Source organism: Alistipes muris, from assembly GCF_943193205.1.
GTDB lineage: Bacteria > Bacteroidota > Bacteroidia > Bacteroidales > Rikenellaceae > Alistipes > Alistipes muris.
The window spans coordinates 47,001-67,119 of record NZ_CALPDD010000013.1 but is presented as its reverse complement, the minus strand read 5'-3'; the positions used below and the strand labels follow the sequence as shown (position 1 = coordinate 67,119).

General features: G+C 59.4%; 17 protein-coding genes and 1 tRNA gene. 3 read left to right on the top strand and 15 right to left on the bottom strand.

The features are described 5' to 3' along the window. Nucleotides 1-202 precede the first annotated feature (202 nt). The 7 genes from NFR47_RS07845 to NFR47_RS07815 form a co-directional block, all read right to left on the bottom strand. The gene (locus NFR47_RS07845; protein ID WP_251215024.1) at nt 203-1,138 is read right to left on the bottom strand and encodes a DMT family transporter; all 936 of its coding nucleotides are present in this window, start codon (nt 1,136-1,138) and stop codon (nt 203-205) included. Nucleotides 1,139-1,574: 436 nt separating this feature from the next. Beyond that, nucleotides 1,575-2,894, bottom strand: a complete 1,320-nt coding sequence (locus NFR47_RS07840; protein WP_251215023.1) for an acetyl-CoA hydrolase/transferase family protein — start codon at nt 2,892-2,894, stop codon at nt 1,575-1,577. 23 nt (nt 2,895-2,917) lie between these two features. Then, the gene (infB, locus tag NFR47_RS07835) at nt 2,918-5,722 is read right to left on the bottom strand and encodes a translation initiation factor IF-2 (RefSeq protein WP_251215022.1); all 2,805 of its coding nucleotides are present in this window, start codon (nt 5,720-5,722) and stop codon (nt 2,918-2,920) included. Nucleotides 5,723-5,754: 32 nt separating this feature from the next. Then, entirely contained in the window at nt 5,755-6,984 is a 1,230-nt protein-coding gene (gene nusA, locus NFR47_RS07830) for a transcription termination factor NusA (protein WP_251215021.1), read from the bottom strand. A gap of 147 nt (nt 6,985-7,131) precedes the next feature. After that, nucleotides 7,132-7,599 carry a ribosome assembly cofactor RimP gene (gene rimP, locus NFR47_RS07825; RefSeq protein ID WP_251215020.1) on the bottom strand — a complete coding sequence of 156 codons (468 nt, stop codon included), beginning with the start codon at nt 7,597-7,599 and terminating at the stop codon, nt 7,132-7,134. A gap of 137 nt (nt 7,600-7,736) precedes the next feature. Continuing rightward, on the bottom strand, nt 7,737-8,531 hold the full coding sequence (gene lpxA, locus NFR47_RS07820) for an acyl-ACP--UDP-N-acetylglucosamine O-acyltransferase (protein WP_251215019.1): 795 nt from the start codon (nt 8,529-8,531) through the stop codon (nt 7,737-7,739). A 1-nt stretch (nt 8,532) separates the two neighbouring features. Continuing rightward, complete coding sequence (locus NFR47_RS07815) at nt 8,533-9,924, bottom strand: bifunctional UDP-3-O-[3-hydroxymyristoyl] N-acetylglucosamine deacetylase/3-hydroxyacyl-ACP dehydratase (RefSeq protein WP_251215018.1); 1,392 nt, start codon at nt 9,922-9,924, stop codon at nt 8,533-8,535. A gap of 87 nt (nt 9,925-10,011) precedes the next feature. Here NFR47_RS07815 and NFR47_RS07810 point away from each other — a divergent pair, with 87 nt between their 5' ends. Together NFR47_RS07810 and NFR47_RS07805 are read left to right on the top strand one after the other, a co-directional pair. Continuing rightward, nucleotides 10,012-10,815 carry an energy transducer TonB gene (locus NFR47_RS07810; RefSeq protein WP_251215017.1) on the top strand — a complete coding sequence of 268 codons (804 nt, stop codon included), beginning with the start codon at nt 10,012-10,014 and terminating at the stop codon, nt 10,813-10,815. Nucleotide 10,816: 1 nt separating this feature from the next. After that, complete coding sequence (locus tag NFR47_RS07805; RefSeq protein ID WP_251215016.1) at nt 10,817-12,310, top strand: potassium/proton antiporter; 1,494 nt, start codon at nt 10,817-10,819, stop codon at nt 12,308-12,310. 112 nt (nt 12,311-12,422) lie between these two features. On the opposite strand, the gene NFR47_RS07800 is transcribed toward NFR47_RS07805, so the two are convergent. The 8 genes from NFR47_RS07800 to NFR47_RS07765 all read right to left on the bottom strand — a co-directional run bounded on the left by NFR47_RS07800 (nt 12,423) and on the right by NFR47_RS07765 (nt 19,218). Continuing rightward, nucleotides 12,423-12,719 (bottom strand): hypothetical protein, encoded by a 297-nt coding sequence (locus NFR47_RS07800; RefSeq protein ID WP_251215015.1) that lies wholly within the window; start codon nt 12,717-12,719, stop codon nt 12,423-12,425. 11 nt (nt 12,720-12,730) lie between these two features. Beyond that, a tRNA-Ala gene (locus NFR47_RS07795) sits at nt 12,731-12,804 on the bottom strand. A 303-nt stretch (nt 12,805-13,107) separates the two neighbouring features. Beyond that, complete coding sequence (locus tag NFR47_RS07790) at nt 13,108-14,136, bottom strand: 2-oxoacid:ferredoxin oxidoreductase subunit beta (protein WP_251215014.1); 1,029 nt, start codon at nt 14,134-14,136, stop codon at nt 13,108-13,110. Nucleotides 14,137-14,139: 3 nt separating this feature from the next. After that, nucleotides 14,140-15,987 carry a 2-oxoacid:acceptor oxidoreductase subunit alpha gene (locus NFR47_RS07785; protein ID WP_251215013.1) on the bottom strand — a complete coding sequence of 616 codons (1,848 nt, stop codon included), beginning with the start codon at nt 15,985-15,987 and terminating at the stop codon, nt 14,140-14,142. Nucleotides 15,988-16,174: 187 nt separating this feature from the next. Beyond that, nucleotides 16,175-16,969, bottom strand: coding sequence for a gluconate 5-dehydrogenase (locus NFR47_RS07780; protein ID WP_251215012.1), 795 nt, complete (start codon nt 16,967-16,969; stop codon nt 16,175-16,177). A gap of 52 nt (nt 16,970-17,021) precedes the next feature. Then, nucleotides 17,022-17,588 carry a hypothetical protein gene (locus tag NFR47_RS07775; RefSeq protein ID WP_251215011.1) on the bottom strand — a complete coding sequence of 189 codons (567 nt, stop codon included), beginning with the start codon at nt 17,586-17,588 and terminating at the stop codon, nt 17,022-17,024. Nucleotides 17,589-17,610: 22 nt separating this feature from the next. Next, nucleotides 17,611-18,453 carry a 5-dehydro-4-deoxy-D-glucuronate isomerase gene (gene kduI / locus NFR47_RS07770; protein ID WP_251215010.1) on the bottom strand — a complete coding sequence of 281 codons (843 nt, stop codon included), beginning with the start codon at nt 18,451-18,453 and terminating at the stop codon, nt 17,611-17,613. A gap of 93 nt (nt 18,454-18,546) precedes the next feature. After that, nucleotides 18,547-19,218: an XRE family transcriptional regulator gene (locus NFR47_RS07765; RefSeq protein ID WP_251215009.1), complete on the bottom strand. Its 672-nt coding sequence runs from the start codon at nt 19,216-19,218 to the stop codon at nt 18,547-18,549. 145 nt (nt 19,219-19,363) lie between these two features. On the opposite strand from NFR47_RS07765, the gene NFR47_RS07760 reads away from it, so the two are divergent. Continuing rightward, nucleotides 19,364-19,657 (top strand): hypothetical protein, encoded by a 294-nt coding sequence (locus NFR47_RS07760; protein WP_251215008.1) that lies wholly within the window; start codon nt 19,364-19,366, stop codon nt 19,655-19,657. Nucleotides 19,658-20,119: the final 462 nt, after the last annotated feature.

The window sequence follows — 20,119 nt, the reverse complement described above, 5'->3', positions numbered from 1 at the left end:
GGTGTGGAGTTGCGTCAACATCCCAGCACCGGGCTATCCAGCTTCAGCCCGGCAGTGCAAAGATACAAAAAATCCCCCCCCCAAATTTCAGACCAAAATAACGGTGAAAAGACCGTAACGTGTTATTTTATTAACAGATAAGGGTGGAAAGATACGCCAAACAGACGAGCAGAAAGACGAAAAGGAGAAGACGCACCGAAATCTAAAGGTCGGAGCGGACTCGCCGCAACCGGGGAAAGAGCTTGCGGAAATGGGTGAGGTAAACGCCGATATTGCTGCCGGCGATGATGAACGTGACGGCGAGGATAATCAAGGCGATGCCGCAGACGATGCGGACCGTGAGCGCTTCACCGAAGATGAGGACACCGAAACAAACGGCCGTGACGGGCTCGAGGGCTCCGAGGATGGCGGTAGGGGTGGACCCGATGAGCCCGATGGCGCGCGTGGTGCAGAGGAACGAAACGGCGGTGGGGAAGACGGCGAGCGCCAAGAGGTTGCCCCACAAGTACCAAGCCCCGGGCAAGAGGAGCGAACGGCCGAAATCGACGCGGAAGAGAAAGAGCATCAATCCGAAGAACAGGACGTAGAAGGTGACGGCGAGCGTGGGAACGTCCTTGAGCCGGGACTGCCGGACGGCGACGATGTAGATAGCATAGGAAAGCGCCGAAACGAAGACGAGCAAAGTACCGGTGAGACTGAGGGTGGAACCGTCGCTGGCCCTGTAAAGCAACCCGATGCCGCCCATGGCGAACAGAATGCACAAGGAAGTGGTCCACGATAATTTTTCGTGGAACCCGAACGCCATAATCAAAGCCACGAGGATGGGATAGACGAAAAGCAGGGTAGATGCGATCCCTGCGTCCATGTAATTGTAACTCAGAAAGAGCGCCAACGACGAGAGGGCGACGAGGATACCCATACCCGCGAGCAAGGGGATCTCGGCCCGCCGGACCCTGAAACTCCGGCCGCGCAACCGAATCATGGCGCCGAGGATGGGAATGGCGAAAAGGTAACGGAAGAACAGCACCGAATCGGGGTCCATACCGGCGCTGTAAAGCGGCAGGGCGAAGAGCGGATTGGTCCCGTAAGTGACGGCGGCGAGGGCGCCGATGAAATAACCTTGGGCTTTGGGATTCATGGCAAAATGTTGATGGGACAAAGGTAATGAATAATTGATAATGAAATAGGGAATAAGGGGGCTTTGCGGAGGGGCGGAAAGATTCTTTACTGCGCTCAGAATAACAAGCAATGCTTGAATTTAGATTCTTCGTCAAGGCTACGCCTTTCCTCAGAATGACAGAGGGGCTGGTAAAAGAACGCAGGGGCGAAGTGCGGAAAGGTTAACGGACCGCACAAAGTAAGAAATAGTTAGCGATAGTGTATTCATCTGCGGCGGCTGGGAGCGACGCATCTACGATGCGGGCCGCCGCAGGTGGCAACGCAGGACGTTGCAGAGTTCTGCGGGAAAGGGCGGGGCAGGACGGCGGGGCAGGCGCTGAAAAAAATGAAACAAAAAACAAGGAACAACCGAGAAAACGGCTGCTCCTTGTGAACAAAGAATTTATGGCCCGGAATTACTTGGACATGTAACCCTTGATGTAGTGGTGGTGCGACCCCCAACGCTCGAAAGCGGCGCGGTCGAGCTCCTCCTGGGCGGAGGGGTGGGCGATGGAAATCAACAGGCGTGCGCGCTCCTGCATGGTCTTGCCGTAGAGGTCGACGGCGCCGAACTCGGTGACGAACCAGTGGATGTGGTTGCGCGTAGTGACCACGCCGGCACCGTCCAACAAAGTGGGGCAAATCTTGGAAACTCCCTTGTTGGTAATCGACGGCATGGCGATGATGGCCTTGCCGCCCTTGGAGAGGGAAGCGCCGTAGACGAAGTCGATCTGACCGCCGACGCCCGACCAGAACTTGGTGCCGAGCGAATCGGCGCAAACCTGCCCGGTGAGGTCGATCTGCAAAGCCGAATTGATGGCGACGAAACGGTCGTTCTGCGAAATGACGTAGGGGTCGTTGGTATAACCTACGTCCATCATCAACACGCCGGGGTTGTCGTCGATGAAATCGTAGACGGCTTTGGAACCCATGAGGAACGTGGAAACCATCTTGCCGGGGTCGGTCTTCTTGGCCTCGCCGTTGACGACGCCTTTCTCGACGAGCGGCAAGACGCCGTCGGCGAACATTTCGGTGTGGATACCGAGGTTCTTATGGCCGCCCAACTGGCTCAACACGGCGTTGGGGATGGCCCCGATGCCCATCTGGAGCGTGGCGCCGTCCTCGATGAGCGCGGCGCAGTGCTTGCCGATGGCGGTCTCCACCTCGTTGGGTTCGGAGAACTTGGCCTCGATAAGCGGCGTGTCGTCCTGGACGAACATGTCGATTTTGGAGATGGGAATCATGGCCTGGCCGAACGCACGCGGCACGTTCTTGTTGATGACGGCGATGACGTGGTCGGCGCACTCGACGGCGGCCAACGTAGCGTCGACCGACGTGCCGAGCGAAACGTACCCGTGCTTGTCGGGCGGACAAACCTGGATCATCGCCACGTTGCACGGCACGGCGCCGCAGCGGTAGAGCTTCTGCGTCTCGCTGAGAAAGATGGGGATGTAGTCGGCGTCGCCGCTCTGGGTGACCTTGCGCACGTTGGCGCCGACGAAGAACGAATCGAGCTGGAAGATGCCCGTGAACTTGGGATCGGCGTAGGGCGCCGGACCCTCGGTGTGGAGATGGTGGACGTGGACGTCCTTCAACTCACCGGCCTCGCCGCGCGCGCACATGGCGTTGATAAGGCACTGCGGAGCCGAAGCCACGGAACTCAGATGGACGTGGTCGCCCGATTTGATCACTTTGACCGCCTCTTCGGGGGTGATGAAATGGATGGGGTTCTTCATGCTTTTATGCGGGTTGGATGATACTATTTACGTTTGACTTCGACCTGCTCGTAACCCTCGACGATGTCGCCGATGCGGATGTCGTTGAACGACTCGATGTTCAGACCGCAGTCCTGACCGACAGCGACCTCCTTGACATCGTCCTTGAACCGCTTGAGCGACCCGAGCTTGCCGGTGTAGATGACGATACCGTCGCGGATGACGCGGATGGGCGTGGACCGCTGGAGTTTGCCCTCGCGGACCATACACCCGGCGACGGTGCCGACCTTGGAAATCTTGAAAATCTCCAGGACCTCGACCGAAGCGACGATTTCTTCCTTCATGACGGGCTCGAGCATACCCTCGATAGCGTCCTTGATGTCGTTGACGGCGTCGTAGATGATGGAGTAAAGGCGGATTTCGATCTCCTCCTTCTCGGCGACGCGCCGTGCGGCGGCCGAAGGACGCACCTGGAACCCGACGATGATGGCGTTGGATGCGGCGGCGAGCAGGACGTCGGATTCGGAAATCTGACCCACGGCGGCGTGGATGACATTGACCTGCACCGTCTCCTTGGAGAGCTTGATGAGCGACCCGGACATGGCCTCGACCGAACCGTCGACATCGCCCTTGACGATGATGTTCAGCTCCTTGAACGAACCGATGGCGATGCGGCGCCCGATTTCGTCGAGCGTGACGTGCTTCTGGGTCATGATGCCCTGCATGCGCTGCAACTGCTCGCGCTTGTTGGCGATTTCGCGCGCCGAACGGTCGTCGTCCATGACGTTGAACGTATCGCCCGCCTGCGGAGCGCCGTTGAGACCCAGCACCTGCACGGGCGTGGAGGGCCCGGCGACGGTGACTTTCTTGCCGTCCTCGTTGAACATGGCCTTGACGCGCCCGGTGTAGGTACCCGAGAGCACGACGTCGCCGATGCGGAGCGTACCGCTTTGGACGAGGATGGTGGAGACGTAGCCGCGCCCCTTGTCGAGCGTCGACTCGATGACCGTGCCGACGGCTTTCTTGTCGGGGTTGGCCTTGAGGTCGAGCATCTCGGCTTCTAAGAGCACCTTTTCGAGGAGCTTGTCGAGGTTGAGACCCTTTTTGGCCGAAATCTCCTGGTCCTGGTACTTGCCGCCCCACGACTCGACGAGGTAATTCATCTGCGAAAGCTGCTCCTTGATGTGGTCGGCGTTGGCGTTGGGTTTATCTATCTTGTTGATAGCAAAGACCATGGGAACGCCTGCGGCCTGCGCGTGGTTGATGGCTTCGACCGTCTGCGGCATGACGCTGTCGTCGGCTGCGACGATGATGATGGCGACGTCGGTAATCTTGGCACCGCGGGCACGCATGGCGGTGAACGCTTCGTGGCCCGGAGTGTCGAGGAACGTGATTTTCTGACCGTTGAGCTCGACGCTGTAAGCACCGATGTGCTGGGTGATACCTCCGGCTTCGCCCTCGATGACGTTGGTTTTGCGGATGTTGTCCAAAAGCGACGTCTTACCGTGGTCGACGTGTCCCATGACGGTGACGATGGGCGGACGCGGCACGAGGTTCTCCTCGCTGTCGGCGTCCTCCTCGGCGATGGCCTCCTGGATTTCGACCGAGACGAACTCGACCTTGAACCCGAATTCCTCGGCGACGACGGCCAACGCTTCGGCGTCGAGCCGCTGGTTGATGGAAACCATCAGACCGAGGTTCATGCAGGCCGTGATAACCTCTGTGGGCGCGACGTCCATCATAGTAGCCAGCTCGCTGACGGTGACGAACTCGGTGACCTTGAGCGTCGAACGCTCCTGCACGGAACGCTCCATCTGCTCGTTCATCCGCTCGGCGGCCGCTTCGCGCTTGTCGCGGCGGTGCTTGGCACCCGTATTCTTGGCACCCTTGGCCGTGAGCCGGGCCAGGGTGTCCTTGATCTGCTTCGATACCTCCTCGTCGCTGACCTCGGGACGAACGACGGCCTGGCTGTTCTTCTTGCGGTTACGCCGCCCCTCGCCCGGACGGGGTTGGTTGGGTGCGGGCTTGCCGCCCTGGGCGCCGCCGCGGTTGGGACCGCCCTGGCCGCCCGGCCGCTGACCGCCGGGAGTGCCGGCGCCGCTCTGACCGCCGCCGCGCTGTGCCTTGGTGACGTCGACTTTCTCCTTGGAAAGACGCTTGCGCTTGTGCTTGCCGCCCGGAACGAAACCGGAAACGTCCATCGTACCGAGGACCTGCGGCCCGGTGAGGGTCACGGTTTCGGGACGGAAGATGTTGTCCTTGGGCGCTTCGGGCTTGGGCTCCTCGGCCTTGGCGGGTTCGCTCTTTTCGGCGGGCTTCTCGACGGGCTTTTCAACCGGTTTCGCGGCAGGCGTTTCAACGGGCTTGGCCACGACGGTTTCGGGAACCGCCTTGGGCTCGGGCTTCGGGGTCTCGGCGACCTTGGGCGCCTCGGTCTTGGCGGGCTCCGCCTTTACGACGGGCTTCGCGGCCGTCTTTGCAGCCTTGGGCTTGGGGTCGAGGTCGATTTTACCCAGGAACTTGGGCTGCTGGATTTCGTCGCGCACGTTGATGACGTTGCTCTTGATGACGACCTCTTTCTCTTCCTCCTGCGGCTTCTTGCCGCCCTCGATGGTAACGGTGGTCTGCTTCAGCGAAATCCGCTCGCGGATCGAATCGCGGGCACCCGACGCGGCGCGGTTGGCGCCGAACTCCTTTTCGAGGATCGCATAGGTGTCGGCGTCGACCTGCGTGTTGGGCGAACCGTCGCTCTTGATGCCCTTCTTGTGCAAGAAGTCGGTGATGGTGTTGATACCCACGTTGAACTCCTTGGCCACCTGAATGAGCCTTAATTTTCTTTCATTCCCCATATTGTGTGTTCTCCTTTCTTTGCGTGTAAATGCTATTCAAATTCGGCCTTCAGAATCTCGGCGACCTTCTGTGCCTGCTCCAACTCGAGGTCGGCGCGGGCGGCGATTTCCTCGACGGGAAGCTCCAGCACGCTCTTGGCGGTGTCGCACCCGACGTTCTTGAGGGCCTCGATGATCCAAGGTTCGATTTCGTCGGCGAACTCCGTGAGGGCGACATCCTCCTCCTCGACCTCGCGGTAGACGTCGATGTCGTAACCGGTGAGCATCTTGGAAAGGCGGATGTTCAGACCCCCCTTGCCGATGGCCAGCGACACCTGGTCGGGCTTGAGGTAGACGGCGGCGGTCTGCTTCTCCTCGTCGAGGACGATGGACGAAATCTTGGCGGGGTTCAGCGCACGCTGAATCATCAGCTGCGTGTTGGCCGTGAAGTTGACGACGTCGATGTTCTCGTTGCGCAGCTCCTTGACGATGGAATAGATGCGCGAACCCTTCATGCCGACGCATGCACCGACGGGGTCGATGCGGTCGTCGTAGGATTCGACCGCGACCTTGGCCCGCTCGCCGGGGATGCGGACGATTTTCTTGATGGTGATCAGACCGTCGGAAATCTCGGGAACCTCCTGCTCGAACAGACGTTCGAGGAACTGGCTGGCCGTGCGCGAGAGGATGATGCGGGGCTGGTTGTTGTTCATCTCGACCGACTTGACGATGGCTTTGATGGTGTCGCCCTTGCGATAGAAATCGTTGGGAATCTGCTCGCTTTTGGGGAGAATCAGCTCGTTCTCGTCGTCGTCGAGAATCAGCACCTCCTTTTTCCAGACCTGGTAAACCTCGCCGGTGATGATTTCGCCGACTTTCTCGGAATACTTCTCGTAGAGGTTGGCCTTTTCGAGGTCGAGGATGCGCGAAGCGAGGTTCTGCCGGAGCGACAGGACGGTACGGCGCCCGAACGACGCGAGCTTGATTTCATCGGCATACTCGTCGCCGACCTCGTAGGTGGAGTCGATGGCCTTGACCTCCGAAACGGCGATCTGCGTATTGGGATTCTCGACGGCTCCGTCTTCGACGACCGTGCGGTTGCGCCAGATTTCGAGGTCGCCCTTCTCGGGGTTGATGATGACGTCGAAATTCTCGTCGCTCTCGTACTGCTTTTGCAGGGCGTGGCGGAAGACGTCCTCCAACACGCCGATCATGGTGGGCTTGTCGATGTTCTTCAACTCCTTGAACTCGGCGAAGTTGCTGATAAGATTGAGATTGTCCATGGGGTTATTGTTTGTTTTGTATTTTTTTGAATTGCGGATGATTCATTCGAGGTGAAAGGTGAAAAGTTAAAAGTGAAAGGTGAAATGTTCGATGCGGAAATTTCGGTTCGTCTTAATCAAGGTGCTTTTCACGTTTCGCTTTCTACTTTATTTGAAGTCCAGATATTCGCGGGTGGATTTGACCTCGGCGAAAGGATACCGACGCGTGACGCGGACCAGCTGCTTGCGCTTCTTGCCCTCGACGGCCTGCTTCTCCTCGTAGGAGAGGGTGAGGCTCTCATCGTCGACCTCGTCGAGCCGGGCCGTAATTTTCACGCCGCTGGCGAGCAGCACCTCGACGGGCCTGCCGACGAGCTTGCGGTACTGTCTCAGGCACCGGAGTTCGGAACCGATGCCGGCCGAAGCGACGGTGAGCGAAAAATCCTCGGCATCGCGGTCGAACTCCGCCTCGACGGCGCGGCTCAACTCGACGCAGGCGTCGATGGAAACCGACGAATCGCTGTCGATCAAGAGCTCGATTTCATTGCCCGGCGAACAATTGCAGCCCACTACGAACATGTCGGAACCTGCAAGCCTGCGCTCGGCGGCGGCGATGATTTTTTTAGGGTCGATCATGGCTGAAAAACGTAAGTCAACTTGTGTACAACTATGAAATAAGGGGACTTTGCGTCCCCTTATTGCGTGCGTCCTGTCTTTCGACACGACAAATGTACGAAAAAAATCCGATATACCAATATTATATAGGGATTTTTTTACGCTTCGCGGTGGCCGGAAGCGTAGGGCTTGATGATGCCGCGTTTCGACGAGCGGATGAACTCCAGCAGATAGTCGCGCTCGGGGCTCTGGGGCACCGAACGCTCGACCTCGCTGCACCCGTTCAGATAGTTCAGACCGCTCTGGAACAGGATGCGGCAGGCCTCGTGGATTTCGGCGATGCGCTCGGGCGTGAAGCCGCGGCGCGAAAGCCCGATTTTGTTGATTCCGGCGAAACGGAGCGTATCGTTGCGGACGATGACGAACGGCGGCAGGTCCTGCCCGAGGAGGGCGCCGCCCTGAATCATGGCGTGCGCGCCGATGCGGGTCCACTGGTGGATGGCCGCGTGGCCGCCGATGACGACCCAGTCGTCGACATGGACCTCGCCAGCGAGCGAAACACGGTTGGCGATGACGCAATGGCTGCCGACGACGCAATCGTGGCCGACGTGGACGTAGGCCATCAACAGATTGCCGTCGCCGACGATGGTCGTGCCCGTGGACTTGGTGCCGCGGCTGATGGTGACGTACTCGCGGATGTCGTTGCAGTCGCCGATCTGGCAGGTGGTCACCTCGCCGTCGAACTTGAGGTCCTGCGGCAGGCACGACACCGAAGCCGCGGTGTGGATCTTACACTTCCTGCCGATGCGGGCCCCGTCGTGGATGACGGCCCCGGGACCTATCCAGCAATCGTCGCCGATGACCACGTCGCCCGCGATGCAGGCGAAAGGCTCGACCGTGACGTTGGCCCCCAACTTGGCGTCGGGGTGAACGTAAGCAAGCGGACTGATCATCTTACTGGCGGTTTTTGACGACCTGCGCCATCAACACGGCCTCGCAGGCGAGTGTCTCGCCGACGAACGCTTTGGCCTCGACCAGCGCAACGCCGCGGCGGATGGGTTCCAGGAGGTGGATTTCAAACTGGAGCGTGTCGCCCGGAACGACCTTGCGCTTGAACTTCACGCCGTCGATCTTCATGAAGTAAGTGGAGTAGTTCTCGGGGTCGGGCACGGTGTTGAGCACCATGATGCCGGAGCACTGGGCCATGGCCTCGACAATCAGCACGCCCGGCATGACGGGCTCCTCGGGGAAGTGGCCCACGAAGAACGGCTCGTTCATGGTGACGTTCTTGATGCCGGCCACCGACGAAGCGTCGCAATGGAAAATCCGGTCGACCAGCAGGAACGGCGGACGGTGGGGCAGCATCTTGCGGATGGCGTTGATGTCGTAGAGCGCAGGTTTGCGGCAATCGTAGGTGTAGCGGGGTTTCTCGCCGGCCTTGCGGATGGAGCGCTTGAGCTGCTTCATGAACTCCGTATTGGCGAAGTGGCCGGGGCGGGTAGCCCACACACGGCCCTTGATGCGCACGCCGAGGAGCGCGAAATCGCCCAGGAGGTCGAGCAGCTTGTGCCGTGCGAGCTCGTTGTTGCAGCGCAGCTCCAGGTTATTGAGGTAACCGGGCTTGATTTCGATGCCCGACTTGTTGAAAATCTTCTTGAGGTTCTCCTGCTCCTCCTCGGGCACGGGATTCTCGACCACGACAATGGCGTTGTCCATGTCGCCGCCCTTGATGAGGTTGGCCTTGATGAGGGGCTCCAGCTCGTGGAGGAAGACGAACGTGCGGCACGGCGCGATTTTCGATGCGTAGTCGTCGCCGGGCTCGAAGGTGGCATACTGGTTGCCGATGACCTTGGAATTGTAATCGACGTGCAGCGAAACGGAAAACTCGTCGTCGGGGTAGAGGATGATGGCCACGCCCTTTTCGGGGATGGTGTAGACCATCTTCTCGGTGACGTGGTAATAGGTGCGCTCGGCCTCCTGCTCGACGACGCCCGTGCGGACGATGGCTTCGGCGTACTCGCGGGCCGAACCGTCCATGATGGGGGCTTCGGGACCGTCGATGTCGATCAGTGCATTGTCCACGCCGAGCGTCCAGAGCGCCGACATGATGTGTTCGATGGTGCTGACGCGGTTGCCGCCGGCCTCGATGGTGGTGCCGCGCGAAGTGTCGGTCACGTTATCGCACAAAGCGGGAATTATGGGCTGTCCCTCGAGGTCGACGCGACGGAAAGCGATACCCGAATCGGCGTCGGCCGGGCGGACGGTCATGGTTACTTCGACGCCCGTGTGCAGCCCTTTGCCCGAAAAGCAAATGGGCGCTTTGAGCGTTTGCTGTTTGGTTGACATAAGCGTTGGTTTCTGAATATTTTGTGCCCAAAGATATAAAAAATCGCTAAAAAAAACTATTTTTGTCCGAAATTCCGACCGCCTGACATGACAGAGACACCCTCCGACAACAGACCCCGCCCTGCCGGACGGCCGCGCCTGAAGCTGCCGTTCGACAATCGGCACGAAGATGCCGGGGCCTGGGCCTACAACCACCGGATAGGGCTCTGCGTGACGCTGATAGCCTATCTGGTGCTGATGATCGTATTCGTATCGTCGAAGATAGCGGTCGGCCGCCGGGCCTCGACGCAGGGGATGTACATCGACATACAGACGCTGGCCGAGTTGGAAAGCGAACGCGCCCGGCTGGAAGAGGAAGTGCGCCGCCGGCAGGAACAGGACCCTGTCGACTGGAAGAGCGTCCGCAATGCGGCGTCGAACGAAAATGCACTGAACGAAGAACTCCGCGACGACCGCGGGACCAATGCCGCGGCGCTGAACGATGCGGCTTCGGAAGCGGCCGAACGGATGCGCGCCAACCGCGAAGCCTACGAGCAGGGGCTGGCTGAAGAACAGGCCATCCGCCAACGGACGGGCTCGGAGGAGGGGACCGAACGGCAGGACCGCAAGATGAAAGGCCGCGTGACGGTGTCGTTCTCGCTGACGAATCCCGTGCGGACGTCGCGGCGGCTGGTGGTGCCGGCCTACCAATGCGAGGGCGGCGGCGAAGTGGAAGTGAGCGTGACGGTGAACCGCTCGGGCGAAGTGACCGCCGCCCATGTGGAATATGGCGGCGACGCGTGTATGCGCGAAACGGCCCTGCGGGCGGCCCGGGCGTCGCTGTTCAACATCGACCAGTCGGCCCCGGCGCGGCAGCAGGGGACCATTACCTACATATTCATACCGCAGTAAGATGATCGACTTTACAAGTGAACATATTGTGCTGGTCGGTGCGCTGCTGCTGTTCGTGGCGGTGCTTGCCGGAAAGGCGGCCTACCGTTTCGGTGCGCCCGCCCTGCTGCTTTTCCTGGGCGTGGGCATGCTTTTCGGGCTGGACTTCATTTCGTACCGCTCGGTCGAAGTGACCCAGTTCGTGGGGATGGTGTCGCTCTGCATCATCCTCTTTACGGGCGGTATGGACACGAAATTCTCGCAGATTCGGCCCATCATCGGCCCGGGCGTGGTGCTGGCGACGGGGGGTGTGGTCATAACGGCACTGATACTGGGCACGTTCGTGTGGCTTGTGGCGCCTGTGGCGGGTACCGAAATCTCGTTCACGGCGGCCCTGCTGCTGGCGTCGACCATGTCGTCGACCGACTCGGCGTCGGTGTTCTCGATTCTGCGAAGCAAGAAACAGGGCCTGCGGCAGAACCTGCGCCCGCTGCTCGAACTCGAGAGCGGCTCGAACGACCCGATGGCCTACATGCTGACGGTGCTGCTGGTGGGGGTGCTCTCGCGCTCGCAGGGCGAAATGTGCTTCGGGACGAACCTGGTGCTGTTCGTCGTGCAGATGGTGGTCGGCGCTCTGTCGGGCTATCTGATCGGCCGTGCGGCGGTGTGGATCATCAACCGCATCAATCTGGCCAATCGCTCGCTCTATTCGGTGCTGTTGCTGGCTTTCATATTCTTTGCGTTCGCCTTTACCGACCTGATTCGCGGCAACGGCTATCTGGCCGTCTATCTGGCGGGGCTGGTGGTCGGAAACCGCAAACTGGCGCAGAAACAGCCCATGACCATCTTCTTCGACGGATTCACGTGGCTGATGCAAATCATGATGTTCCTGATGCTGGGTCTGTTCGTGAACAGCGACGAACTGCTTCAACCCGAAGTGCTGCTGCTGGGACTGCTGGTGGGTGTCTTCATGATTGCGGTGGCACGCCCGGCGTCGGTATTCCTTTGCCTGGCGCCGTTCCGCAAATTCACGACCAAGGCGCGGCTTTACGTTTCGTGGGTGGGACTGCGCGGTGCGGTGCCGATTCTGTTTGCGCTCTATCCGCTGATTGCCGAAGTGCCGCATGCCGGCCTGCTGTTCAACGTAGTCTTCCTTTCGACGATCATTTCGCTGGTGGTGCAGGGCACGACGGTGAGCGTGATGGCCAACCTGCTGGGACTTTCGTACGAGGAACGCGAATCGGCATTCAACGTCAACATGCACGAGGACATGAAGTCGGTGCTGACGGAAGTGGAGGTCAACGAACGCATGCTCGAACGCGGGCAGTTGCTGCGGGAGATAGAACTGCCCGAAAACACGCTGGTCATGATGGTCTGCCGCGACGGCGACTACTTTGTGCCCAAGGGCAACACCGGGTTGCTGCTGGGCGACAAATTGCTGGTTATCTCCAACCGCGACGAGGAGTTGGCCGCGTCTTACAAGGTTATGGGTATCTCCGAGGTGCGGAAGCTGTAAAAGGAGGGCATAGGTGAAATAAAAAAGCAATCGGTTTTTCCGGTTGCTTTTTTTGTGGAGAATATCGGAATCGAAGTGCGCAGCACTCGCGGGGCGGCCTATGAAAATCAATCTATTTTCGCCCCGCAACTCTTGCTTTTGTGAGAATGGCGTTTGTGAGGTGGAAAAGATTGCGATGAGCGAAGCGGTTTTTTGCGGCGCGGGAAAGGCTTTCGGAAAGATATGCGGAATTGGCCTCGCGATGTTCGTCCGATCTCTTTGCTGCCGCAGGCATCCGAACGAAGAAACGAAAATGTCCGATAGCCGCGAATGCGGTTTCTTTTGTTTCCGGGCGGCATCTGCGCATGAATCCGCGCTTTTGCCCGGAAACAAAAAAACTGCAAACATTTGTTTGCAGTCTGTCGGACATTTTGCCCTTCGTGGAGAATACGAGATTCGAACTCGTGACCTCTTGCATGCCATGCAAGCGCTCTAGCCAGCTGAGCTAATCCCCCGTTGCGGATGCAAAGGTAAGACGAATTTTTGAAAAACCAAACGAAGCGGCGAAAACTTTGCTGCGGAACAGGGAAAAACTGTGTTTTTCTTGCAATTGGTCCGGGCGGGCACTCGGGCATAACGAGCCGGAAGCCGATGACCCATCCGTACATCTGACAGAAAAGCGCCACCGTCTCTATGGGCGGTGGCGCTCATGTTTATCCGTCGTAAGCCGGATGCCGCTAACGATTCATTCGCTCATACTCGGCATAATCCGCTTACGATAGTTCCTGGCATCGCTTACTTGCAAATTCGGAATTCGTCTATACCTCCCACGTGGCGCCGGAGCGGAGCAGGTCGTCGACGCAGCGGATTTGGGACGAAGCCTTGACCTCCTCGACCTGCCGCTCGACGGCTTGGTCGTAGACCGCATCGTCCTCGACGGCGCGGATGACGCCCACGGCCACCGGATAGTCGGGATACTTCATCGCGGCGAGCATCATGTGAAGCGTCGTGTCGCGTTCGTGGGCGTCGTGCGTCAGCACATCGTCGAGCGTGTAGCCGTCCTGGCCCACGGTCACGACCTTGAGCTTCATGTTCTCGAAGACGAGCCCTTTGTCGTTGTTGGCGCCGAAAAGCATCTTTTCGCCGTGGCGCAGCGTAATCGTATGTTCGGCACGCGTGGCTTTGTCGGCCGCGAACGCCGCATGGGTCTTGTCGTTGAATATCACGCAGTTTTGCAGCACCTCGACCACCGACATGCCCTTGTGCAGCGCGGCGGCCACCATGCAGTCTTTCGAGAGGCTGACCTCCATGTCGATGGAGCGGGCGAAGAAGGTGCCCTTGGCGCCGATGACCAGCTCGCCGGGGTTGAACGGCTTCTCGACCGTGCCATAGGGCGAAGTCTTCGTAATCTTGCCCAACTTCGACGTCGGCGAGTACTGCCCCTTGGTCAGTCCGTAGATTTCGTTGTTGAACAGAATCACGTTGAGGTCGACATTGCGGCGGATGGCGTGGATGAAGTGGTTGCCGCCGATGGCCAGCGAGTCGCCATCGCCGGTCGTGACCCACACGTTGAGCCGCGGATTGGCGACCTTGACGCCTGTGGCCACGGCATTGGCGCGGCCGTGGACCGAGTGGAAGCCGAAGGTCTTCATGTAGTAGATGAAGCGCGACGAACAACCGATGCCCGAGACGAACGTAAAGAGGTTGTGCGGCGTGTCGGTGCGGTCGGCCACTTCGGGCAGGGCGCGCTGCACGGCGTTGAGAATGGCGTGGTCGCCGCAGCCGGGGCACCAGCGCACCTCCTGGTCGCTCTTGAAATCAGCCGGAGTGTATTTGTAGTCTGCCATAACTTATCGGTTCAGTAAGGATTCAAATTTCTGTTTCAGCTCGGCCACCGTGAACGGCAGCCCCTCGCACTTGTTGAACTGTTCGTAGCTGAACTGCTGGAACTGCTGGCGCAGGTAGGCGGCGAACTGCCCCTCGTTGAGCTCGCAGACAACGATGCGGCGGAACTTGGCGAAGATCTCCTCGACGCCGTGCGGCAGCGGGCAGATGTAGTTGAAGTGGCAGAGCGAGACGCGCCGGCCCTCGCGGCGCATTTCGTCGACGGCGTTCTGCAGGTGGCCGCGCGTACCGCCCCAGCCTACGACCAGCAGGTCGCCCTCCGGGTCGCCGCAGACTTGCTGCCGGGGAATGTAGTCGGCGGCTTTGGCCACCTTGGCGGCGCGGGTCGAAACCATCTTCTGGTGGTTGGCCGGGTCGTGGGAGATGCACCCTTTCACGCAATCTTTCTCCAGACCGCCCACGCGGTGTTCCAGTCCGGGTTTGCCGGGGAACGCCCAGCCGCGGGCGAGCTTCTCATTGCGTACGTAGGGCATGAAACCCTCCTCGGGCGCCTGGTCGACGATGGGCGGGCAGATGGCGGGGTAGTCCTTCATCTGCGGGATGCGCCAGGGTTCGGAACCGTTGGCGATGAACCCGTCGGAGAGCAGCACCACGGGGGTCATGTGCTCCATGGCCAGCCGGCCCGCCTCGAACGCGAAGTGGAAGCAGTCGCTCGGCGACGAAGCGGCCACGACGATGACGGGGCATTCGCCGTTGCGGCCGTAGAGCGCCTGCGCGAGGTCGCTCTGCTCGGTCTTGGTGGGCAGACCCGTCGAGGGACCGCCGCGCTGTACGTCGACCACGACGAGCGGCAGCTCGGTCATGACGGCCAGCCCCAGCGCTTCGCTCTTGAGCGAAAGGCCCGGGCCGGAAGTGGTGGTCACGGCGAAGTTGCCGGCGAACGCGGCACCGATGGCGGTGCAGATGCCTGCGATTTCGTCCTCGGCCTGCACGGTCTTGACGCCCAGGTCCTTGCGCTTGGCCAACTCTTCGAGGATGACCGTGGCGGGAGTGATGGGGTAGGAACCGCAGAAGAGCGGCAGCCCGGCTTTCTCGGCGGCGGCGCAAAGGCCCCACGCCGTAGCGACGTTGCCGTTGATGGAACGGTAGGTGCCCTTTTCGAGGTCGGCAGGCGCCACGCGGTAATTGTTGGCGAACTGGTGGGTGTTGGCGGCGTAGTTGTAGCCCGCCTTGATGGCCAGCTTGTTGGCCTCGGCCACGGCGGGATTCTTCTTGGCGAACTTGCTGTCCAAATACTTATAGGCATGGTCCTCCGGGCGGTCGAACAACCAGAAACAGATGCCCAGCGCGAACATGTTCTTGCACTTGACGACCGACTTGTTGTCGAGCCCGGTATCCTTGAGCGCTTCGCGGGTCATGGATGTGATGCCGGGCACGACGACGTTGTACTCGTCGAGCTTGAGCTCTGCGAGCGGGTCCAGCGTGGCGAACCCGGCCTTGCGGATGTGCTCCTCGGTGAGCGAATCGCCGTCGAGGATGACCGTGGCACCCGGCTTGAGCCACTTGCGGTTGGCTTTGAGCGCGGCAGGGTTCATCGCCACCAGCACGTCGCAGTAGTCGCCGGGATTCAACTCGCGGCGGCTGCCGAAGTGGACCTGAAAACCCGAGACGCCCGCGACGGTGCCTTGCGGTGCGCGGATTTCGGCGGGGTAGTCGGGGAAAGTCGAGATGCCGTTGCCCATCAGCGCCGAGGTGTCGGAGAAGAGCGTGCCCGTGAGCTGCATGCCGTCGCCCGAATCGCCCGAGAAGCGAATCACGACGTCGTGCATTTCGTGCACAGAATGCTGTTCCATGTCTTTAATGAGAAGGTTAGTTTTTATAAGCCTAATACAAATATAGGAATTTATTGTTAGAATGTTCACAATCCGCCGGAATATTTGTTTCCGGGGTGGCCGAACGGCAAAAGAACGGTCCTGCGATAGAAATGAAAAAAGAGGTGCCCGAAGCGGGTACCTCTTGGGTGAATTTTCCGGCACGCCCTTATTGCGGCTGCTTGCCGATGTAGGCGAGGATGCCGCCGTCGACGTAGAGCACGTGGCCGTTGACGAAATCCGAGGCTTCGGAAGCGAGGAACACGGCGGGGCCCATGAGGTCCTCGGGCGTGCCCCAGCGTGCCGCGGGGGTCTTGGCGACGATGAACGCGTCGAACGGATGGCGCGAACCGTCGGCCTGCTTCTCGCGCAGGGGCGCGGTCTGCGGCGTGGCGATGTAACCCGGGCCGATGCCGTTGCACTGGATGTTGTACTCGCCGTACTCCGACGCGATGTTGCGCGTGAGCATCTTCAGACCGCCCTTGGCGGCCGCGTAGGCCGACACGGTTTCGCGGCCCAGCTCGGACATCATCGAGCAGATGTTGATGATTTTGCCGCGGCCTTTCTTAATCATCGAGGGGATGACCGCCTTCGAGACGATGAACGGGCCGTTGAGGTCGATGTCGATTACCTGCCGGAACTCGGCGGCGGTCATTTCGTGCATGGGGATGCGCTTGATGATGCCGGCGTTGTTCACAAGGATGTCGATCACACCGACTTCCTTTTCGATCCGAGCCACCAGCGCGTTGACCTGCTCCTCGCTGGTCACGTCGCAGACGTAGCCGTGGGCTTCGATGCCCTCGGCCTTGTAGGCGGCCAGTCCCTTGTCGACCAGCTCCTGCTTGATGTCGTTGAAGACGATTTTGGCGCCCTGGCGTGCGAATGCCGTCGCCAGCGCGAAGCCGATGCCGTAGGAAGCGCCCGTCACGAGAGCGACCTTGCCTTCCAAAGAAAAGTTTACCATTTTTATAAAGGGAAAAGTTAAAAGTTAAAGGTGAAAACTATATTATGCAGCCTCAGAATCTGACGCCGAATGCCAGACCGCCATGGGAGTAGTTCCAATGATACCTGCCGCCCGCAAACATCGTTTTGATGTTATAGAACGCATAGAACTCGAACTGCCGGCTGTCGATAAAATAGGCGCGTATCGGAAAGTCGATGCCCCAATAACCGGCGGAGTGCTGCATGTGCTTCAAGACCGATTGCCCTTCCTTGTCCTTGAAATGAACGCCGTACAGATACTTGCAGCGATCGTACGTTGCGCCGACACCGACTTTGACCCATCGGAATTTTTGGGGAAACGGTGTGGCCATACCTCGCAAACTGACCCCAGCTCCATATAAATCGGACGCTGTGCCGTTTTTGCACATGTCGGTGTGGATTTCGACTGCAACAGCGAAATAGCTGTTGACACTTCGGCCATATTCCACCAGCAGCGACGGCCCGGCCGAAAGCCGGTCGTTGTCGACACTGCTGCGAACATTGACGCCGGCACCTACGCGAATCGTATTTTTGTTCTGCGCGGAGAGACTGCAAGAAAAAAACAAAGAAAGAAGAAAGAAAAACAGCCTTGTTGCTTTCATTGCGAAGTTTGCTGGCGGCCGTTTATTTCAAGTCGGTAATCTTCGAGAAATCCTGGTCGCCGTAGTCGAGGTTCTCGCCGCCCATGCCCCAGATGAACGTGTAGTTGTGGGTGGCGGCGGCGCTGTGGATGGACCACTCGGGCGAGAGGACGGCCTGGTCGCCCCTCATCCAGATGTGGCGCGTCTCGTCGACTTCGCCCATCAGGTGGCAGACGGCGTGTTCCTCGGGCACCTCGAAGTAGAAGTAGGCTTCCATGCGGCGCGAGTGTACGTGGGCCGGCATCGTGTTCCAGACGCTGCCCGGCAGCAGTTCGGTCATGCCCATTTGGAGCTGGCACGTGGGCAGCACCTGGTTGACCAGCATCTTGTTGATGTTGCGGTCGTTGGAGCCTTCGAGCGAACCCATGTGGGCCACCACGGCGTCGGCCTTGGTCACCTTGCGGTCGGGGTAGGTGCAGTGGGCCGTCGTCGAGTTGAAGTAGAACTTGGCCGGGTGCTGCGGGTCGGCGCTCTCGAAAGTCACCTCGCGGTCGCCCGCACCTAAGTAGAGCGCTTCCTTGAAATCGAGCTCGAACACCGTGTCGCCCGACTTCACGCGGCCTTTGCCGCCGACGTTGAAGATGCCCATTTCGCGGCGCGTCAGAAAGTGCGGGGCCTTGAGCGGGTCGATGGCTTCGAGCCGGAGCGTTTCGTTCACGGGCATCGCGCCGCCGACGATCATGCGGTCGTACATCGAATAGACCATGTTGACCTCGTCGGCCGCGAAGACCTTTTCAATCAGAAAGTCGCGGCGCAGACGGGCCGTGTCGTAGTGTTTGGCATCTTCGGGATGCGCGGCGTAGCGGATTTCGTAGTTGGTTTTCATCAGCTTATTGAGTTGTTGTTTTTTGCGTGGCAGCATTATCCGAATTTCAAAGATACTCACAAAAAATCGAAAATGAAAATCGGGGGCCCGCTCCTACCGCATCGAATTCATGCGGATGGAGGCCTTGACCAGCGCCAGGGCGCGGATGCGGCCGACAGCCACTTCCTTGTCGGCGTGGTGGGGATTCTGGCTCACAAGCTTGACATAGCCCTCGCGGTCGGACTTCTGGATGTATTTCACCGTCACGTATTCTTCGCCGTCCATGTCGATGGAGAGCAGGTACATGTCGCCCCAGAATATGTCGTTGAGGTCGCACAGCTGTTTGTAGAGCACGATGTCGCCGCTTTTGAGGAGCGGATACATCGAATCGCCCACGATGTAGATGGCGCCGTCGCACTTGGGCAGGTTGGGGATGTGGATGAAGTTGATGGGTTTGGCCTGCGCACGGTCGGTGAAAAGCGGCACCAGCCCCGCCGTGCCCTCGATCGAGTAGAGCGGCACGCTCTGCATGGGCAGCGAGTTGTCGGTGCGGTGCATGTAGGCCGTCAGGTCGGGTTCGGCGTTGAACATCCGGCCGCGGCCGGTTTCGAGCCATTCGGGGTTGACGTTCAAATCCTGAACCAATATGTTGCGGTTGCGCGACGAAAGCCCCGCCTTGCCCGTCTCGATCATCGAAAGGGCTGCCTTGCCGATGCCAAGTCGCTGTGCAAGTTGTTCTTGGGTCATCCCGAGTTGCTTGCGTATCAATTTTACCCGTTCGTTCATGGCTGTGCTATCGGAAAATATTATAATAAAAAATTGTACTAAGCCGTATCGAAATTCAATTTTTGAATATATCTTTGTCCTGCAAAGTTAAGCAATTTATTCTTTCGCGCAAATCATCCATTCAAAAAAACGTTGGTTTTCTGTTATGTATCCTGTTTCATCCGAACTTTACCGGCAGGTCGCGGCGCTTCTCGCGCAAGCCGTCGGCGGCCGCAGCTATTTTTCGGGGTCGGTCGAGGGCGAGACGGAGGGCGCCGCGTGGCGTCTGACGGCTTCGGTTATCGTCTATCGTCGCCGCGTTTCGCAGCCCGAGGGCACCGCCGAGCCGATTTCCGACCTCGTGCCCGTGTGGTGGGAGTTCCACACTTTCGCGGCCGACGGGGAGGTGCCGAACGATTTTTCGTTCGGCGAAATCCGGGACCTTTTCCGGAGTTTATAGCTGGGGCATGTGTGTGCGTGTTTTCCCGCGGCGCCCGGCTCGCGCCCGTGGCGCAACCGCCCCGGCCGGGCCCGCGAATGGCTGCAACGGAAGAGGGCATACTCGTGAGAATGGTGGAATTTTGCCTGCCGGAGGAAATTATAGTCCGTAAAGTAAGATGCAGCCGGGCATATTCATCTGCGGCGGCTGGGCCGGACGCATCTCCGATGCGAGCCGCCGCAGATGGCAACGCAAGGCGTTGCAGGAAATTGTGAATAATGTATAGTTAATAAGGAATAAATGTCATGTGGAGCGAGCGTCGGACCTCCTCAGAATGACAGAGGGTAGCAGTATGTCATGTTGAACGCAGTGAAACATCTGTGGCCATTAGATTCTTAACTGCGCTACGCTTGTTTTCCTCCTCCTTGCATGGCTTTGCCGAGCAAGAGCAAAGTTCACCTTGTTGAGTTCCGGCCCTTTCCC

Excerpts from the sequence above, each read along its gene's own strand:
- NFR47_RS07815 (WP_251215018.1), bottom strand. The coding sequence starts at position 9,924 with ATGTCAACCAAACAGCAAACGCTCAAAGCGCCCATTTGCTTTTCGGGC.
- NFR47_RS07805 (WP_251215016.1), top strand. The coding sequence starts at position 10,817 with ATGATCGACTTTACAAGTGAACATATTGTGCTGGTCGGTGCGCTGCTG.
- rimP (WP_251215020.1), bottom strand. The coding sequence starts at position 7,599 with ATGATCGACCCTAAAAAAATCATCGCCGCCGCCGAGCGCAGGCTTGCA.
- NFR47_RS07845 (WP_251215024.1), bottom strand. The coding sequence starts at position 1,138 with ATGAATCCCAAAGCCCAAGGTTATTTCATCGGCGCCCTCGCCGCCGTC.
- NFR47_RS07780 (WP_251215012.1), bottom strand. The coding sequence starts at position 16,969 with ATGGTAAACTTTTCTTTGGAAGGCAAGGTCGCTCTCGTGACGGGCGCT.
- lpxA (WP_251215019.1), bottom strand. The coding sequence starts at position 8,531 with ATGATCAGTCCGCTTGCTTACGTTCACCCCGACGCCAAGTTGGGGGCC.
- NFR47_RS07775 (WP_251215011.1), bottom strand. The coding sequence starts at position 17,588 with ATGAAAGCAACAAGGCTGTTTTTCTTTCTTCTTTCTTTGTTTTTTTCT.
- nusA (WP_251215021.1), bottom strand. The coding sequence starts at position 6,984 with ATGGACAATCTCAATCTTATCAGCAACTTCGCCGAGTTCAAGGAGTTG.
- NFR47_RS07840 (WP_251215023.1), bottom strand. The coding sequence starts at position 2,894 with ATGAAGAACCCCATCCATTTCATCACCCCCGAAGAGGCGGTCAAAGTG.
- NFR47_RS07785 (WP_251215013.1), bottom strand. The coding sequence starts at position 15,987 with ATGGAACAGCATTCTGTGCACGAAATGCACGACGTCGTGATTCGCTTC.
- NFR47_RS07790 (WP_251215014.1), bottom strand. The coding sequence starts at position 14,136 with ATGGCAGACTACAAATACACTCCGGCTGATTTCAAGAGCGACCAGGAG.
- NFR47_RS07765 (WP_251215009.1), bottom strand. The coding sequence starts at position 19,218 with ATGAACGAACGGGTAAAATTGATACGCAAGCAACTCGGGATGACCCAA.
- kduI (WP_251215010.1), bottom strand. The coding sequence starts at position 18,453 with ATGAAAACCAACTACGAAATCCGCTACGCCGCGCATCCCGAAGATGCC.
- NFR47_RS07810 (WP_251215017.1), top strand. The coding sequence starts at position 10,012 with ATGACAGAGACACCCTCCGACAACAGACCCCGCCCTGCCGGACGGCCG.
- infB (WP_251215022.1), bottom strand. The coding sequence starts at position 5,722 with ATGGGGAATGAAAGAAAATTAAGGCTCATTCAGGTGGCCAAGGAGTTC.
- NFR47_RS07760 (WP_251215008.1), top strand. The coding sequence starts at position 19,364 with ATGTATCCTGTTTCATCCGAACTTTACCGGCAGGTCGCGGCGCTTCTC.
- NFR47_RS07800 (WP_251215015.1), bottom strand. The coding sequence starts at position 12,719 with ATGTCCGACAGACTGCAAACAAATGTTTGCAGTTTTTTTGTTTCCGGG.